Genomic DNA, 16,108 nt, shown 5'->3' on the forward strand with positions numbered 1-16,108 from the left:
GTGTTTCCGGGTGCGCTGACGTAGACTGACTCGTCGGCTCTCGTGCACCCGCATGTCCTCATGCGCTCGCAGCTCGCCCCTCGGGGTGGGTGAGAGAGTCGATCAAGGTAGTCGATTCGAAGGGCGAAGCGTGGCCAAGAAGCAAGGTGCCATCGAGATCGAGGGCACTGTCGTCGAGTCTCTGCCGAACGCCATGTTCAAGGTCGAGCTCCAGAACGGCCACCAGGTCCTGGCACACATCAGCGGCAAGATGCGTATGCACTACATCCGCATCCTCCCTGACGACCGGGTCGTGGTGGAGCTGTCTCCGTACGACCTGACGCGTGGCCGGATCGTCTACCGGTACAAGTAGATCTTGCCCGCATCCCGGCATTCGCCGGGGTGATGGCACTGACCCGGAGAACCTCACCCATGAAGGTCAAGCCGAGCGTCAAGAAGATCTGCGACAAGTGCAGGGTGATCCGCCGTCACGGCCGGGTCATGGTCATCTGCGAGAACCCGCGCCACAAGCAGCGCCAGGGCTGACGCACGACCGATCCCTCTGCACCCGCAGAGATTCGCGCGACGCAAGCTGAATATGTTCATACGCAGAGCCCGAGCCATCCAGCTCGACACCCTCGGTTCGGAGGCCGAGGACCCGGTTCGTACCTAGTACGGCGGCCGGGAGCCGGTTCTGTGGAAGACCTCCGAAGATTCACCAGGAGCCATTGAATGGCACGCGTTTCCGGTGTTGACATCCCGCGCGAAAAGCGCGTGGAGGTCGCCCTCACCTACGTGTTCGGCATCGGCCGGACCCTCTCCCAGGAGACGCTGGCTGCGACCGGCGTCGACCCGAACACCCGCGTCCGCGACCTGAGCGAAGAGCAGCTCGTCGCGATCCGCGAGTACGTGGACGCCAACATCAAGACCGAGGGTGACCTCCGTCGCGAGATCCAGGCCGACATCCGCCGCAAGGTCGAGATCGGTTGCTACCAGGGTCTCCGTCACCGTCGTGGTCTGCCCGTCCGCGGTCAGCGCACCAGCACCAACGCCCGCACCCGCAAGGGCCCGCGTCGCGCCATCGCCGGCAAGAAGAAGCCGGGCAAGAAGTAGTCCTCAGCGGACAACGCTTCATCAGCGGTCTTCGCTGTAGGACCGACCACCTCCCCGTAGGAGTTTGTAGATGCCCCCCAAGGGTCGTCAGGGCGCTGCCAAGAAGGTGCGCCGCAAGGAAAAGAAGAACGTCGCTCACGGCCACGCGCACATCAAGAGCACGTTCAACAACACGATCGTCTCCATCACGGACCCGTCGGGCAACGTGATCTCCTGGGCCTCCGCCGGCCACGTCGGCTTCAAGGGCTCCCGGAAGTCCACGCCGTTCGCCGCGCAGATGGCCGCCGAGTCGGCTGCCCGCCGCGCTCAGGAGCACGGCATGCGCAAGGTCGACGTGTTCGTGAAGGGCCCGGGTTCCGGTCGTGAGACCGCGATCCGCTCCCTGCAGGCCACGGGCCTCGAGGTCGGCTCCATCCAGGACGTCACCCCGACCCCGCACAACGGCTGCCGCCCGCCGAAGCGCCGCCGCGTCTGACGCACAGCGCTCCGCCGCGTCAAGCGGTTCCGGGCGGTACGGCTCCTCACGGGGCCGTGCCGCCCGTACCCTTGCAGTACAAGTCGGGCGTCAAATAGCGGGCGCCCCTGACTGAAGGATCACAACATGCTGATCGCTCAGCGTCCTTCGTTGACCGAAGAGGTCGTCGACGAGTTCCGCTCCCGGTTCGTCATCGAGCCGCTGGAGCCGGGCTTCGGCTACACCCTCGGCAACTCCCTCCGCCGCACCCTCCTGTCGTCGATCCCCGGCGCTGCTGTCACCAGCATCCGCATCGACGGCGTCCTGCACGAGTTCACCACCGTGCCGGGTGTCAAGGAGGACGTCACCGACCTGATCCTCAACATCAAGCAGCTGGTCGTCTCCTCGGAGCACGACGAGCCGGTCGTGATGTACCTGCGCAAGCAGGGTCCGGGTCTGGTCACCGCCGCCGACATCGCGCCCCCGGCCGGCGTCGAGGTGCACAACCCCGACCTCGTCCTCGCCACGCTCAACGGCAAGGGCAAGCTGGAGATGGAGCTGACCGTCGAGCGCGGTCGCGGCTACGTCTCCGCCGTGCAGAACAAGCAGGTGGGCCAGGAGATCGGCCGTATCCCGGTCGACTCCATCTACTCGCCGGTTCTCAAGGTCACGTACAAGGTCGAGGCCACGCGTGTCGAGCAGCGCACCGACTTCGACAAGCTGATCGTCGACGTCGAGACCAAGCAGGCGATGCGTCCCCGTGACGCCATGGCCTCCGCCGGTAAGACCCTGGTCGAGCTGTTCGGTCTCGCCCGCGAGCTGAACATCGACGCCGAGGGCATCGACATGGGTCCGTCCCCGACGGACGCCGCCCTGGCCGCGGACCTGGCTCTTCCCATCGAGGAGCTCGAGCTCACGGTCCGCTCCTACAACTGCCTCAAGCGTGAGGGCATCCACTCCGTGGGTGAGCTCGTCGCTCGTTCCGAGGCGGACCTCCTGGACATCCGCAACTTCGGTGCGAAGTCCATCGACGAGGTCAAGGCGAAGCTGGCGGGTATGGGTCTCGCGCTGAAGGACTCGCCTCCCGGCTTCGACCCGACCGCTGCCGCCGACGCCTTTGGCGCCGACGACGACGCGGACGCCGGGTTCGTCGAGACCGAGCAGTACTGAGCGCTCCGCGAGGAGGGCCGTACTTCGGCTGCGGACCGGCTTCGGCCGGTCGCGCGGTTCCCCGCGCCCCTTCGGGGGCGCGGGACCACTCCGGGCGTCTGAAAAAGGCGCTCGGATCTCCGACGAGCAACCGCTCGCTCGGATACTGACTTCGGTACCTGACACGGCCGGGGCAGACACCTAGGAGAAACACCATGCCGAAGCCCACCAAGGGTGCCCGTCTGGGCGGCGGTGCCGCGCACGAGAAGCTGCTGCTCGCGAACCTCGCGAAGAGCCTCTTCGAGCACGGCCGCATCACCACCACCGAGGCGAAGGCGCGCCGCCTGCGCCCGTACGCCGAGCGTCTGATCACCAAGGCGAAGAAGGGTGACCTTCACAACCGCCGTCAGGTGCTCCAGGTCATCACGGACAAGGGCATCGTCCACACGCTCTTCACCGAGATCGGCCCGCGGTACGAGAACCGCCCCGGTGGTTACACCCGCATCACCAAGGTCGGTAACCGCCGTGGCGACAACGCGCCCATGGCCGTCATCGAGCTGGTCGAGGCCCTGACCGTCGCCCAGCAGGCGACCGGTGAGGCCGAGGCCGCCACCAAGCGTGCGGTCAAGGAGTCGGAGGAGGCCAAGGTCGAGCAGACCGAGGCTGCCGAGGCTCCCGCCGAGGAGTCCAAGGACGCCTGAGGCTGACGCCTGAGAGCGGGCCTGCCCTTGCCGGGCAGGCCCGCTTTCGCGTACCTGAGAGGATTTTCCCTGTGAGTGACGAAGCACAGCCCGGCCATGTCCGTATCCGCCTCGACCTGTCGTACGACGGCACCGACTTCCACGGCTGGGCCAAGCAGGCCGGCGGGAGGCGGACCGTGCAGGGGGAGATCGAGGACGCCCTCAGGACGGTCACGCGGTCCAAGGAGACGTACGAGCTGACCGTGGCCGGGCGCACGGACGCAGGGGTGCACGCGCGCGGCCAGGTCGCGCACGTGGACCTGCCCGAGGACGTGTGGGCCGAGCACCGGGAGAAGCTGCTGAAGCGGCTCGCCGGGCGGCTGTCCAAGGACGTACGGGTGTGGAGCCTGACCGAGGCGCCGCCCGGGTTCAACGCGCGCTTCTCGGCGATCTGGCGGCGCTACGCCTACCGCGTCACCGACAACCCCGGCGGGGTCGACCCGCTGCTGCGCAACCACGTGCTGTGGCATGACTGGCCGCTGGACGTGGACGCGATGAACGAGGCGGCCCGCGCCCTGCTGGGCGAGCACGACTTCGCGGCGTACTGCAAGAAGCGCGAGGGCGCGACCACCATCCGCACCCTTCAGGAGCTGAGCCTGGTGCGCGGAGCGGACGGTGTGATCACCGCCACGGTCCGCGCGGACGCGTTCTGCCACAACATGGTGCGCTCGCTGATCGGCGCGCTGCTGTTCACCGGCGACGGTCACCGGGGTCCCGAGTGGCCGGGCAAGGTGCTGGCGGCGGGGGTGCGGGACTCGGCCGTGCACGTCGTACGGCCGCACGGGCTGACGCTGGAGGAGGTCGGCTACCCGGCCGACGAGCTGCTGGCCGCCCGGAACAAGGAGGCCCGCAACCGGCGCTCGCTGCCGTCGGCGGGCTGCTGCTGAGCGGCCGGAGGCGGGGCGGGGGCCGGGGAGCCCCCGCGTCCGGCTACTTCGCGGCCGCCGACGCCTGCGCCTCGCCGCGGCGCAGGAGCTGGCGGAAGGTGAACTGCGCCAGGTCGTTGCCCGCCGAGAACACCTTGTTGTCCTTGAGGGTGACGTCCTTGCCGTTCGTGAAGCCCGCGGTGGTGAAGTAGGCGTACCGGCCGAGGGTGTTGGTGGTCGTGCGGCAGATCGCCGAGTCGCAGAAGGACTTCACGCCCTTGCCGGGAAGCGAGGAGATGATGCTCTTCGTGTCCGTCTGGCCCTTGAACCTGGTGGCCTCGGCGGCGGTGTCGAAGACGGCCACGCCGGCGGTGACGGCCACGCCGTCCTTGACGTAGCTGACCCGCATCAGACGGGTGCACTTGTTCGCGGTGAGGAGCTTGGGGAGGGTGCCGCGCGCGCCGGTGGCGCACTTCTCGGTGTCGGCGGTGGCGCCCTTCTTGTACACCGTGTCGCCCATGGTGAGCTGGGTGCCCGGGAACAGGGTCTCGGGGCTGAGCGGGGCGGTGTCCTTCTTGGCGCTGGAGATGAACTCCTTCGGGTCCAGCGGGGGCGGCGCGCTGGTCGGCTCGAAGGACGGTGCTGTGGCGCTGCCCGGCAGCGAGGCGCTCGGGGGCAGGGCCGAGGGGCCGCCGGCGGCGTCGTCGTCGCTGCCCGAGCTGACGACGGCCATCGCGACGGCCGTGCCTATCGCGGCCGTGGCCAGGGCACCGCCGACGATCAGCAGCACCTTGCGGCGCTTGCTGCGGTTCTCGGACTGGTCCGCGAGCGCGGCCCAGTCGGGAGTCCCGTCGTCGCCCTTGGCGCTCCACGGCTGCTCGGATTGAGGTGTCCAGGGATCCCACTGGTTCTGGGAGCCCCCCTGCCCGTAACTCATGGGGCGCATCTTAGAGGGGCTCCGAGCGTGCCCGTACGCCCGAGGGCACGGGCCCGGGAGGCGATAGGGGGACCTTCCGCACAGGGGGGAACATCTCGGCGCGCCGGGTTTCGGTTCCGACGCGTTTTGACCCGTCCGGGGGTGCCCCGGTAACCTGGCTCCTCGTTGTGTATTGGCTTGCTCATTCTCACGGGACGGGCCCTTACACCGGTCCACCGGGCCGATGACCAGCGATCCGCACGCGGTTGCGTCACCGCAGTGCGATCGAGGCTGTCGTGATCGTTTCGGTGACCTGTTCAGGACCATTCACTCGAAGCGAAGGCTACGAACCGTGCGTACGTACAGCCCCAAGCCCGGCGATGTGACGCGCCAGTGGCACGTCATCGACGCTCAGGACGTCGTCCTGGGCCGTCTGGCCACCACTGCCGCCACCCTGCTGCGCGGCAAGCACAAGCCGATCTACGCGCCGCACGTCGACGCTGGCGACTTCGTCGTCATCATCAACGCCGACAAGGTGCACCTGTCCGGCAACAAGCGGACCCAGAAGATGGCGTACCGCCACTCCGGTTACCCGGGTGGTCTGCGCTCGGTCCGCTACGACGAGCTGCTCGACAAGAACCCCGAGAAGGCCGTCGAGAAGGCCATCAAGGGCATGCTCCCCAAGAACACCCTCGGCCGTCAGATGCTCTCGAAGCTGAAGGTCTACAAGGGCGACCAGCACCCGCACGCTGCCCAGCAGCCGGTGCCGTTCGAGATCACCCAGGTCGCGCAGTAATTCCGGCCGCCCTTTAACTGACAGAGAATCTGAGGAGAATCGTGGCCGAGACCACTGCCGAGCAGCCGCTCGAAGAGACCGAGCTCGTCGACATCGAGAGCTACACCACCGAGACCGAGCTCCCCGTCGAGGGCGAGTACACCTCGGAGTCCGTGGCGTCCCGCTTCGGCGAGCCCCAGCCGGCCGCCGGCCTGGGCCGTCGCAAGAACGCCATCGCCCGTGTCCGGATCGTTCCGGGCACCGGCAAGTGGAAGATCAACGGTCGCACCCTCGAGGACTACTTCCCGAACAAGGTGCACCAGCAGGAAGTCAACGAGCCCTTCAAGGTGCTCGAGCTCGAGGGCCGCTACGACGTCATCGCCCGTATCTCGGGTGGCGGTGTCTCCGGTCAGGCCGGTGCGCTCCGTCTCGGTGTCGCCCGTGCGCTGAACGAGGCCGACGTGGACAACAACCGCGGCGCCCTCAAGAAGGCCGGCTTCCTCAAGCGCGACGACCGCGCGGTCGAGCGCAAGAAGGCCGGTCTCAAGAAGGCCCGTAAGGCCCCGCAGTACAGCAAGCGCTAAACAGCTGCGCTTCGCGCGTACTCCGAACGCCCCGACGGCACGCCTGCGTGTCGCCGGGGCGTTCGTTTATCTCCGTCAAGGGCGTATAACGACACAAGACGCTCAAAGGCTTGTGCGATTGGATGCTCTGGCACATGCCATGATTCCTCGCAGCAGTTGCGCTTCTTCAGGAGGACAAGTGGGACGACTCTTCGGCACCGACGGCGTGCGTGGCGTCGCCAACGCGGACCTGACGGCCGAGATGGCGCTCGGCCTGTCCGTCGCGGCGGCGCATGTGCTGGCCGAGGCGGGTACTTTCGCGGGTCACCGGCCGAAGGCGGTGGTCGGTCGCGACCCGCGGGCGTCCGGGGAGTTCCTGGAGGCGGCCGTGGTCGCCGGGCTGGCGAGCGCGGGCGTGGACGTGCTGTGCGTGGGCGTGCTGCCGACGCCCGCCGTGGCGCATCTGACCGGCGCCCTCGGCGCGGACCTCGGCGTGATGCTCTCCGCGAGCCACAACGCCATGCCGGACAACGGCATCAAGTTCTTCGCACGCGGCGGTCACAAGCTCGCCGACGAGCTGGAGGACCGTATCGAGGCGGTCTACGAGTCCCACCGCCACGGTGAGCCCTGGGAGCGGCCCACCGGCTCCGGGGTCGGCCGGGTGCGGACGTACGACGAGGGCTTCGAGACCTACGTCGCGCATCTGCTGTCCGTGCTCCCGAACCGCCTCGACGGGCTCAAGATCGTCCTGGACGAGGCGCACGGCGCGGCCGCCGGTGTCTCCCCGGCCGTGTTCGCGCGGGCCGGTGCGACGGTCGTCACGATCGGCGCCGAGCCGGACGGGCTGAACATCAACGACGGCTGCGGCTCGACCCACCTGGGCCCGCTGAAGGCCGCCGTGATCGAGCACGGCGCCGACTTCGGCATCGCGCACGACGGCGACGCCGACCGCTGCCTGGCCGTGGACCACACCGGCGAGGAGGTGGACGGCGACCAGATCCTGTCCGTGCTCGCGCTGGCGCTGCGCGAGCGCTCGGAGCTGCGCTCGGACACCGTGGTCGCGACCGTCATGTCCAACCTGGGCTTCAAGCTGGCCATGGAGCGGGCGGGCATCCGCCTGGTCCAGACGGCGGTCGGCGACCGGTACGTCCTGGAGGAGATGAAGGAGCACGGCTACGCCCTCGGCGGCGAGCAGTCCGGGCACGTCATCGTCCTGGACCACGCGACCACCGGTGACGGCACGCTGACCGGACTGCTCCTTGCCGCGCGGGTCGCGGAGACCGGCCGCAGCCTGCGTGAGCTGGCCTCCGTCATGGAGCGCCTGCCGCAGATCCTGATCAACGTCCCGGACGTCGACAAGTCCCGCGTCCAGACCTCCGCCGACCTCGCCGCGGCCGTCGGCGAGGCCGAGCGCGAGCTGGGCCAGACCGGCCGCGTCCTGCTGCGCCCCTCCGGCACCGAGCCGCTGGTCCGCGTGATGGTCGAGGCGGCCGACATCGACCAGGCCCGCTCGGTGGCGGGCCGCCTGGCCGACGCGGTGAAGTCGGCGCTGGGCTAGAGCCTGGCCTTACTCGCCTCGGCCTTCCTGGCCCAGAACCACTTCTGGGCCAGGAGGGTCAGGACGCCCGCCAGCACGATGCCGAACAGGTTCAGCAGAAGCTGTTCGCTGGAGCCGACGGTCTGCCGCGTGTCGCCGTAGGCCAGGGCGACGGCGGCGTTGGCGGCGGCCGGGACGGTCGTCACCGAGATGGCGACCCCGACCAGGGCGCCCGACTTGGCCGAGGTCAGCGACAGGGTCCCGGCGGCGCCCGCGAGCAGCGCGACCACGAACGAGAACGCGTCCGGGGCGTAGACGAACGCGGTGTTCGGGCGCTTGCCCTCCAGCTGAGCCTCGCTGAACAGCCCGGCCAGGTCCATCAGCACGGCAAAACCGGCCGTCAGCGCCATCGCGGCGGCGAAGCCGACCAGCAGGGCGATCAGCGAACGGGCCGCGAGCCGGGGCCTGCGCCGGACCATGGCGGTGCTGATGCCCGCCAGCGGCCCGAACTCCGGACCCACCGCCATCGCGCCCACGATCAGTACCGCGTTGTCCAGGACGACACCGCAGGCCGCGATCATCGTGGCGATGGCGAGGAACGCGACGTAGGTGACCGAGAGGGTCGACTCCTCGTGGGTCTCCTCGACCAGGTGCTCCCACAGCACGGCGTCCGCCGCCTCGCCTGGCGCCTCCTCCTCGGCCCGGTCGGCCCGGTGGGACAGCGACAGGCCGATGTCCTCCACGGCGATGGAGCCGTCGCGGTCGACGCCGAGCCGCTGGAGCCCGGAGAGCAGGGCGTCGCCCGCCTCCCGCGCGACGTCGCACATGACCAGGTCCCCGGCCGGGTCACGGGCGGCGCCCGGCAGCACCACCAGATGGGTGGTGCCGACGGTTTCCTCGATCAGGCGTACGACGTCGTCCGAGCGGTCGGGCGGGACGATCAGGCGCAGATGCAGCATGGCGCCCATCCAACCGGAGGCGCTACAGCTTGCGCAGGCGCAGGCGCTGGACCGTGTGGTCGGGGCCCTTGCGCAGGACGAGGCCGGCGCGGCCGCGGGTGGGGGCGATGTTCTCGACCAGGTTGGGCTTGTTGATCGTGCGCCACAGGCCGCGGGCGTAGTCGAGGGCCTCCTCCTCGGAGACCTGGGTGTACTTGCGGAAGTAGGAGTCCGGGTCGTGGAAGGCGGTCTGGCGCAGCTTCTTGAAGCGGTTGAGGTACCAGCGCTCGATGTCCTCGGCGCTCGCGTCGACGTACACGCTGAAGTCGAAGTAGTCCGCGAGGCCGACGCGGGTGCGGCCGTCCTTGCCGGGCAGCGCGGGCTGGAGGACGTTCAGGCCCTCCACGATCAGGATGTCCGGGCGGCGCACGGTGAGCTTCTCGCCGGGGACGATGTCGTAGATGAGGTGGGAGTAGACGGGCGCGGTCACCTCGTCCTTGCCGGCCTTGATGTCGGCGACGAAGCGGGTGAGGGCGCGGCGGTCGTAGGACTCCGGGAAGCCCTTCCTGGACATCAGGCCGCGCGCCTGGAGCTCCTTGGTGGGCAGCAGGAAGCCGTCGGTCGTGACCAGCTCCACGCGGGGGTGTTCGGGCCAGCGGGACAGCAGGGCCTGGAGCAGGCGGGCCACGGTGGACTTGCCGACGGCGACGGAGCCCGCGACGCCGATCACGAACGGCGTGCCCGACTGGGAGCCCTTCTCCCCGAGGAAGGTGTTCAGCGCCCCTCTGAGGCCGTCGGTGGCGCCGACGTAGAGGTTCAGCAGGCGGGAGAGCGGGAGATAGATGTCCCGCACCTCGTCGAGATCGATCACATCGCCGAGCCCGCGCAGCTTCTCCACCTCCTCGGCGGTGAGCGGCAGGGGAGTCTTGTGGCGCAGCGCGCTCCATTCGGCACGGGTGAGGTCGACATAGGGAGTCGCCTCCGGCCGGTGCCGGTGGGCGCTCCTCGGGAACTCGGAGACCGGTGAGATCACATTCCATTGTTAACGGAGTTTGAACGGGGGTGGGGCGTGGGGTAGGTCACGCCCGGGAACGCCTCGGGGAGATCACGTTCCGAGCAGGGCGGCCTTCAGGGCTTCACCCGTCATCCCGACCACCACCGAGTCTTCCCTCATGGCCACCGGGAGCCGGGCGTACGTCTCCTCGCCGCACAGGAAGACACCGCTGTTCGGGTCGATGACGACCGCTCCCAGCCGCGCGGCGAGTTCGGCGACGATGCCGAACACGCCGGTCCCGGAGTGCGGACGTTCCACCAGCACGCTGCTGTCGTCCGCGAAGATCTCGGCCTCGCTCCCGTCGGACGCCCGGACCCAGAACTGCAGCCAGCCGTCCTCCATCACCGTGAGGGCCGGGTCGCCCGTGTCGTACGGGGCGAGCACGGACCGGACGACATCCATGTCGAGGGGGACGGGTGCGTCACCGCCTTCGACGAAGGTACGGAGCATCAGGCTGTAGCTCACAACAAGGTCCTTTCTGCGCTGGGTGGTTGCCCCGGGCGCCGCCCCGGGCAGGGGAGGCGCCCGGGGTGGCTCATGCCGGGCCGGGTCTGTAGACGACCGTGATGGTCCTGATGTCGTTGTCGGCCATCATGTATTTGAAGGGGTGGCGGTGCGCTCGTCGGTGACGTACCAGACGATCGGTACGTCACCTGCCGCCCGGGCCTGGTCCTTCGCCTGCTTGAGCGGCTCTGTGACCCAGGACTGCAGCTTCCCCTCGGCGGTGAAGAACGACGCCTTCAGGGCCTGGTCCTTGGCGTCGATGAGAACGCCGTCCTGGTAACCGCCTCGGCGCGCGCGGCGGCGTCCTGGGCCGCGCCCGCCGCGTGCTGGTAGGCCTCCTTGGCGTCGCCGGACGCCTGGTCCGCGATGTTCTTCGCGGCCTGGGCCTGGGCCTCGGCGGCGGCGTTCTTCGCGTGGGCGTCGGCGACGGCCCGCTGCTGCTCGGCGATGGTCTTCGAGCCCTGTCCGCTCAGGACGACCAGGGCGGCTGCGGAGTCGGTGTCGACGTACGGGGAGCCCTGCTGGACCGCGTCGTTGGCGGGGTCGGCGACCTGTTCGGCGGCCTTTCCGGCGTCGACGGCGGCCTGAGTCCAGGGGAAGTTGACCGGTTTTCGGCGGTGGGGTCGCGGGCCCGTGAAGGGAAACCGCTTCGTATGACCGTGGGAATTTCCGAATTCGGGCACGCTGCGCCTCTTTTGAGCCCGGTTCTGACCGTAGGCTGCCGCGCATGTGCGGAATCGTGGGATACGTGGGAGCGCGTTCGGCGCTCGAAGTCGTGATGGCGGGGCTGAAGCGGCTGGAGTACCGGGGGTACGACTCCGCCGGGGTTGCGGTGCTCGCGGACGGGGGACTGGCGTCGGCCAAGCGGGCCGGGAAGCTGGTCAATCTGGAGAAGGAGCTGGCGGAGCGGCCGTTGCCGGCCGGGACAACCGGGATCGGGCACACGCGGTGGGCCACGCACGGCGGCCCGACCGACGCCAACGCCCACCCGCACCTCGACAACGCCGGCCGGGTCGCCGTCGTGCACAACGGCATCATCGAGAACTTCGCGGTGCTGCGCGCCGAACTCGCCGAGCGCGGGCACGAGCTGGCCTCCGAGACCGACACCGAGGTCGTCGCGCACCTGCTGACCGAGGAGTACTCCGCGACGGCCGACCTCGCGGAGGCGATGCGGCTGGTGTGCCGCCGTCTGGAGGGCGCCTTCACGCTGGTCGCCGTGCACGCGGACGCCCCGGACGTGGTCGTCGGCGCGCGCCGCAACTCCCCGCTGGTGGTGGGGGTCGGCGAGGGCGAGGCGTTCCTCGCCTCCGACGTCGCCGCGTTCATCGCGCACACCCGGGACGCACTCGAACTGGGCCAGGACCAGGTCGTCGAGCTGCGCCGCGAGGGCGTGACGGTGACCGGCTTCGACGGCTCCCCGGCCGAGGTCCGCGCGTTCCACGTCGACTGGGACGCCTCGGCCGCCGAGAAGGGCGGCTACGACTACTTCATGCTCAAGGAGATCGCCGAGCAGCCGAAGGCCGTCGCGGACACCCTGCTGGGCCGCGTCGACCCCTCCGGCTCACTCACCCTGGACGAGGTGCGCATCGGCGCGGCCGAGCTGCGCGAGGTGGACAAGGTCGTCATCGTCGCCTGCGGTACGGCCTTCCACGCGGGCCTGATCGCCAAGTACGCCATCGAGCACTGGACCCGCATCCCCTGCGAGGTCGAGCTGGCCAGCGAATTCCGCTACCGCGACCCGATCCTGGACGGGCGTTCGCTGGTCATCGCCATCTCCCAGTCCGGCGAGACCATGGACACCCTGATGGCGCTCCGGCACGCCCGCGAGCAGGGCTCCAAAGTGCTGGCCATCTGCAACACCAACGGCTCCACGATCCCGCGCGAGTCGGACGCGGTGCTCTACACCCACGCCGGTCCCGAGGTCGCCGTCGCCTCCACCAAGGCGTTCCTGACCCAGCTGGTCGCCTGCTACCTCGTCGCCCTCTATCTGGGCCAGGTGCGCGGCACCAAGTGGGGCGACGAGATCCGCGCCGTCGTACGCGACCTGTCCCGGATCTCCGGGGAGGTCGAGCGGGTACTCGAAACCATGGAGCCGGTACGGGAGTTGGCCCGCTCTCTGGCGGACCACGACACGGTGCTCTTCCTCGGCCGGCACGTGGGCTACCCGGTCGCCCTCGAAGGCGCCCTCAAGCTCAAGGAACTGGCCTACATGCACGCCGAGGGCTTCGCGGCGGGCGAGCTGAAACACGGCCCGATCGCGCTGATCGAGAAGGACCTCCCGGTGGTCGTGGTCGTGCCCTCGCCGCGCGGCCGTTCCGTCCTGCACGACAAGATCGTCTCCAACATCCAGGAGATCCGCGCCCGCGGCGCCCGCACCATCGTCATCGCCGACGAGGACGACGACACGGTGACCCCGTACGCCGACCACCTCATCCGCATCCCCGCCACCCCCACCCTCCTCCAGCCCCTGGTCGCCACGGTCCCCCTCCAGGTCTTCGCCTGCGAACTGGCCGCCGCCCGCGGCAACGAGGTGGACCAGCCGAGGAACCTGGCGAAGTCGGTGACGGTGGAATAGCGGGAACGGAACTCCGGGCCCGTCCGCCGAGCGAGGCCCGGAGTCCCCGGCGGGCCGAATTCGCACAGGTCGGGAGGGGAACGTTTTTCCGGTTCCCGAAAGGGTGAATGCGGCGCGATTGCCGAGACGTTGCCGCTCCCGCCCCCACACCATCGCGGACATGGTCACATCCACCCACGAGACCTCGCACCGGATCTTCCAGGACCATCCCGAGGTACTCGCCCCCGTCTTCCAGGCGCTGGGGCTGGAGCCGTCAAGGCGGAGATCGAGGCGATCACTCCGGATGCGACGGAGATCAAGCCGCTGGAGCGGCGCGTCGACACGGTGCTGAAGGTCGTGCCCTCGGACGGCGACGGGTTTCTGCTCGCCATCGAGGCCCAGACGAAGCGGGCGCCGGACAAGGGCGTCAACTGGGCGTACTACGTCAGCTATCTGCACGCCAAGTTCGAACTCCCGGTGCTCCTCGTCGCCGTCTGCCGGCACCGTTCCACCGCGACCTGGGCCGCGGGTCCCTTCGAGTGCCGGGTCGGACCCTGGGCTACCCAGGTCACGCGCCCCTTCGTACTGGGGCCCGACACGGTGCCCCCGGTCACCGACGAGGCGATGGTGGCGCGTGAGCCCGCGCTGGCCACGTTTTCCGCCCTTGTCCACAGCGAGAGCGAGCAGAGCGAGGCCATACTGAATCTGCTGGCTCGCGGAATGCGTTCGTTCGACAAAGCCACCGCCATGTACTGGTCGGAATTTCTGGAAATCGGGCTGGAGAACACTCCGGCCCGGGACACGTGGAGGGAGTTGGAGAAGATGGTCGTCACGTTCTTTCCCGGGCGGGGGACGGTCTTCGAGGAGGCGTACCTGGACGGGGAAGCCAAGGGGGAGGTGGCCGGCAAGAAGCAGGCCGTGCTGCGGGTGCTGGAGGCGCGTGGGCTGGCCGTCTCCGACGACGTGCGTGAGCGGGTCGACGCCTGCACCGACGCCGAAGTGATCGACAGCTGGCTCGACCGCTCCGTCGCCGTCGAGCGGGTGGAGGATCTGTTCGGCGAGGAGTGACCGTAGGCTCCCGGCATGGGCATTGTCGGGGTCGGGATCGATGTGGCCGAGATCGAGCGGTTTCGGGCGGCGCTGGAGCGGACGCCCGGGCTGGCCGATCGGCTGTTCGTGGCGGGGGAGTTGTCGCTGGCGAGCGGGGAGCGGCGGGGGATCGCGTCGCTGGCGGCGCGGTTCGCGGCCAAGGAGGCGCTCGCCAAGGCGCTGGGGGCGCCGTCCGGGCTGCTGTGGGTGGACGCCGAGGTGTACGTCGAGGACAGCGGGCAGCCCCGGCTGCGGGTCAAGGGCACGGTGGCCGCCCGCGCGGCCGAGCTGGGGGTGCGGTCCTGGCACGTCTCGCTCAGCCATGACGCGGGGGTCGCCTCGGCCGTGGTGATCGCCGAGAACTGATCCATCCGGGTGCGCGGGTCCGCGCTCGCGGGGCAGACTCGAAGACATGCGTACGGCGTACAGCGTGGAGACGGTACGAGCGGCCGAGCGGGCCCTGATGGCGCGGCTGCCGGAGGGCGCGCTCGTGCAGCGGGCGGCGGCCGGGCTGGCCGCGGCGTCGGCGGAGTTCCTGGGGCGGGTGCACGGCAGCCGGGTGGTGCTGCTGGTCGGCAGCGGCGACAACGGCGGCGACGCGCTGTACGCCGGGGCCCGGCTGGCGCGGCGCGGCGCGGGCGTCACCGCCGTCCTCCTCTCACCCGACCGGGCGCACGCGGGCGGACTCCGGGCACTGCGCCACGCGGGCGGCACGGTCGTCACCGCCCCCGAGGACGCCCTCGCCGCCATCGAGCGGGCCGGGCTCGTCCTGGACGGCATCGTCGGCATCGGTGGCAAGGGCGGCCTGCGCCCCGACGCCGAGCGGCTCGTGGACGCCGCCGCGCGCTCGGGGGCCGGGATCGTCGCCGTGGACCTGCCCAGCGGGGTGGACGCGGACACCGGCGAGGTGCGCGGCGCCGCGGTACGGGCCGATCTGACGGTCACCTTCGGCGCGTACAAGCCCGGCCTGCTGATCGACCCCGGGCACGAGTACGCCGGGGCGGTCCGCCTCGTCGGGATCGGGCTCGAACTGCCGCCCGACCCGGCCGTGGAGGCCCTCCAGCACGCGGACGTGGCCCGGCTGCTGCCGGTGCCCTCGGCGGAGAGCGACAAGTACCGGCGCGGGGTGCTCGGCGTCGCCGCGGGCTCCGCGCGCTACCCCGGCGCGGCCGTGCTCGCCGTCTCCGGGGCGCTGCGCGGGGGCGCGGGCGCCGTGCGGTACGTCGGTCCCGCCGGGGACGCGGTGATCGCCCGGTTCCCCGAGACGCTCGTCTCCGACCAGGGCCCCGATCACGCGGGCCGCGTGCAGGCGTGGGTGGTCGGACCCGGCGCCGGGGAGGACGCGGCCACCGTCGCCAAGGTGCTCGGCGCGGACGTACCGGTGCTGCTCGACGCCGACGGGCTCCGGCTCGCGGACCGGGACACCGTGCGCGGGCGCACGGCACCGACCCTGATGACCCCTCACGCGGGCGAGGCCGCCGCCCTGCTGGGCGTACGCCGCGAGGAGGTCGAGGCGAACCGGCTCTCCTCGGTGCGCGAGCTGGCGGCGGTGTACCGGGCCACGGTCCTGCTCAAGGGCTCCACCACACTGATCGCCGCCCCCGACGGCGGCCCGGTCCGCGTCAACCCCACCGGCACCGCCTGGCTCGCCACCGCCGGCAGCGGCGACGTGCTCTCCGGGCTCACCGGCTCCCTGCTCGCCGCCGGGCTCACCCCGCTGGACGCGGGCAGCGTGGGCGCCTATCTGCACGGCCTGGCCGGACGGTTCGCCTCCCGGGGCGCCCCGATCGCGGCCCTGGACATCTCCGACCGGCTGCCGGAGGCGTGGCGGGACGTACGGCGGGAGCTGGACGGGGACTGAGCCCCGAGGAGGCGCG

The 16,108-nt window shown here is 70.3% G+C and carries 19 protein-coding genes; 14 read left to right on the top strand and 5 right to left on the bottom strand.

What is annotated here, in order from left to right:
• Nucleotides 1–130: 130 nt before the first annotated feature.
• The 7 genes from infA (at nucleotide 131) to truA (ending at nucleotide 4,322) form a co-directional block, all read left to right on the top strand.
• A complete protein-coding gene (gene infA / locus ACWEEU_RS09815; RefSeq protein WP_003948620.1) occupies nucleotides 131–352 on the top strand; it encodes a translation initiation factor IF-1 in 222 nt (73 codons plus the stop codon).
• A 59-nt stretch (nucleotides 353–411) separates the two neighbouring features.
• Entirely contained in the window at nucleotides 412–525 is a 114-nt protein-coding gene (gene rpmJ / locus ACWEEU_RS09820; protein WP_003998809.1) for a 50S ribosomal protein L36, read from the top strand.
• Nucleotides 526–711: 186 nt separating this feature from the next.
• Nucleotides 712–1,092 (top strand): 30S ribosomal protein S13, encoded by a 381-nt coding sequence (rpsM, locus tag ACWEEU_RS09825; protein WP_020132619.1) that lies wholly within the window; start codon nucleotides 712–714, stop codon nucleotides 1,090–1,092.
• Nucleotides 1,093–1,162: 70 nt separating this feature from the next.
• Complete coding sequence (rpsK, locus tag ACWEEU_RS09830; protein WP_003956432.1) at nucleotides 1,163–1,567, top strand: 30S ribosomal protein S11; 405 nt, start codon at nucleotides 1,163–1,165, stop codon at nucleotides 1,565–1,567.
• Between the two features lie 126 nt (nucleotides 1,568–1,693).
• Nucleotides 1,694–2,716, top strand: coding sequence for a DNA-directed RNA polymerase subunit alpha (locus tag ACWEEU_RS09835; RefSeq protein ID WP_003966937.1), 1,023 nt, complete (start codon nucleotides 1,694–1,696; stop codon nucleotides 2,714–2,716).
• Nucleotides 2,717–2,910: 194 nt separating this feature from the next.
• The gene (gene rplQ / locus ACWEEU_RS09840) at nucleotides 2,911–3,396 is read left to right on the top strand and encodes a 50S ribosomal protein L17 (RefSeq protein ID WP_199586227.1); all 486 of its coding nucleotides are present in this window, start codon (nucleotides 2,911–2,913) and stop codon (nucleotides 3,394–3,396) included.
• Nucleotides 3,397–3,467: 71 nt separating this feature from the next.
• Nucleotides 3,468–4,322, top strand: coding sequence for a tRNA pseudouridine(38-40) synthase TruA (gene truA / locus ACWEEU_RS09845; RefSeq protein ID WP_385741577.1), 855 nt, complete (start codon nucleotides 3,468–3,470; stop codon nucleotides 4,320–4,322).
• A 43-nt stretch (nucleotides 4,323–4,365) separates the two neighbouring features.
• Here truA and ACWEEU_RS09850 read toward each other — a convergent pair whose 3' ends face one another.
• Nucleotides 4,366–5,238: a hypothetical protein gene (locus ACWEEU_RS09850; protein ID WP_385741580.1), complete on the bottom strand. Its 873-nt coding sequence runs from the start codon at nucleotides 5,236–5,238 to the stop codon at nucleotides 4,366–4,368.
• A 331-nt stretch (nucleotides 5,239–5,569) separates the two neighbouring features.
• On the opposite strand from ACWEEU_RS09850, the gene rplM reads away from it, so the two are divergent.
• From rplM to glmM, 3 genes are all read left to right on the top strand, one after another.
• Nucleotides 5,570–6,013 carry a 50S ribosomal protein L13 gene (gene rplM / locus ACWEEU_RS09855; RefSeq protein WP_199586224.1) on the top strand — a complete coding sequence of 148 codons (444 nt, stop codon included), beginning with the start codon at nucleotides 5,570–5,572 and terminating at the stop codon, nucleotides 6,011–6,013.
• 41 nt (nucleotides 6,014–6,054) lie between these two features.
• Nucleotides 6,055–6,576: a 30S ribosomal protein S9 gene (rpsI, locus tag ACWEEU_RS09860; protein WP_385741584.1), complete on the top strand. Its 522-nt coding sequence runs from the start codon at nucleotides 6,055–6,057 to the stop codon at nucleotides 6,574–6,576.
• A gap of 178 nt (nucleotides 6,577–6,754) precedes the next feature.
• The gene (gene glmM, locus ACWEEU_RS09865; RefSeq protein ID WP_451730549.1) at nucleotides 6,755–8,113 is read left to right on the top strand and encodes a phosphoglucosamine mutase; all 1,359 of its coding nucleotides are present in this window, start codon (nucleotides 6,755–6,757) and stop codon (nucleotides 8,111–8,113) included.
• Here the strand turns inward: glmM and ACWEEU_RS09870 are convergent.
• The 4 genes from ACWEEU_RS09870 to ACWEEU_RS09885 all read right to left on the bottom strand — a co-directional run bounded on the left by ACWEEU_RS09870 (nucleotide 8,110) and on the right by ACWEEU_RS09885 (nucleotide 11,271).
• Entirely contained in the window at nucleotides 8,110–9,051 is a 942-nt protein-coding gene (locus ACWEEU_RS09870; protein WP_451730552.1) for a DUF389 domain-containing protein, read from the bottom strand. The genes glmM and ACWEEU_RS09870 overlap by 4 nt on opposite strands.
• A gap of 22 nt (nucleotides 9,052–9,073) precedes the next feature.
• Nucleotides 9,074–10,063: a type I pantothenate kinase gene (coaA, locus tag ACWEEU_RS09875; protein ID WP_385741592.1), complete on the bottom strand. Its 990-nt coding sequence runs from the start codon at nucleotides 10,061–10,063 to the stop codon at nucleotides 9,074–9,076.
• Nucleotides 10,064–10,135: 72 nt separating this feature from the next.
• Nucleotides 10,136–10,549 (bottom strand): hypothetical protein, encoded by a 414-nt coding sequence (locus ACWEEU_RS09880; protein ID WP_451730555.1) that lies wholly within the window; start codon nucleotides 10,547–10,549, stop codon nucleotides 10,136–10,138.
• A gap of 275 nt (nucleotides 10,550–10,824) precedes the next feature.
• On the bottom strand, nucleotides 10,825–11,271 hold the full coding sequence (locus ACWEEU_RS09885; protein WP_451730558.1) for a hypothetical protein: 447 nt from the start codon (nucleotides 11,269–11,271) through the stop codon (nucleotides 10,825–10,827).
• Between the two features lie 44 nt (nucleotides 11,272–11,315).
• On the opposite strand from ACWEEU_RS09885, the gene glmS reads away from it, so the two are divergent.
• The 4 genes from glmS (at nucleotide 11,316) to ACWEEU_RS09905 (ending at nucleotide 16,092) form a co-directional block, all read left to right on the top strand.
• Nucleotides 11,316–13,163 carry a glutamine--fructose-6-phosphate transaminase (isomerizing) gene (gene glmS, locus ACWEEU_RS09890; RefSeq protein WP_451730561.1) on the top strand — a complete coding sequence of 616 codons (1,848 nt, stop codon included), beginning with the start codon at nucleotides 11,316–11,318 and terminating at the stop codon, nucleotides 13,161–13,163.
• A 324-nt stretch (nucleotides 13,164–13,487) separates the two neighbouring features.
• Entirely contained in the window at nucleotides 13,488–14,210 is a 723-nt protein-coding gene (locus tag ACWEEU_RS09895) for a hypothetical protein (protein WP_451730564.1), read from the top strand.
• A 15-nt stretch (nucleotides 14,211–14,225) separates the two neighbouring features.
• The gene (locus ACWEEU_RS09900) at nucleotides 14,226–14,597 is read left to right on the top strand and encodes a holo-ACP synthase (RefSeq protein ID WP_385741605.1); all 372 of its coding nucleotides are present in this window, start codon (nucleotides 14,226–14,228) and stop codon (nucleotides 14,595–14,597) included.
• A 46-nt stretch (nucleotides 14,598–14,643) separates the two neighbouring features.
• Nucleotides 14,644–16,092 (top strand): NAD(P)H-hydrate dehydratase, encoded by a 1,449-nt coding sequence (locus ACWEEU_RS09905; protein WP_451730567.1) that lies wholly within the window; start codon nucleotides 14,644–14,646, stop codon nucleotides 16,090–16,092.
• Nucleotides 16,093–16,108: the final 16 nt, after the last annotated feature.

The sequence above is a fragment of the Streptomyces sp. NPDC005004 genome (assembly GCF_053600675.1).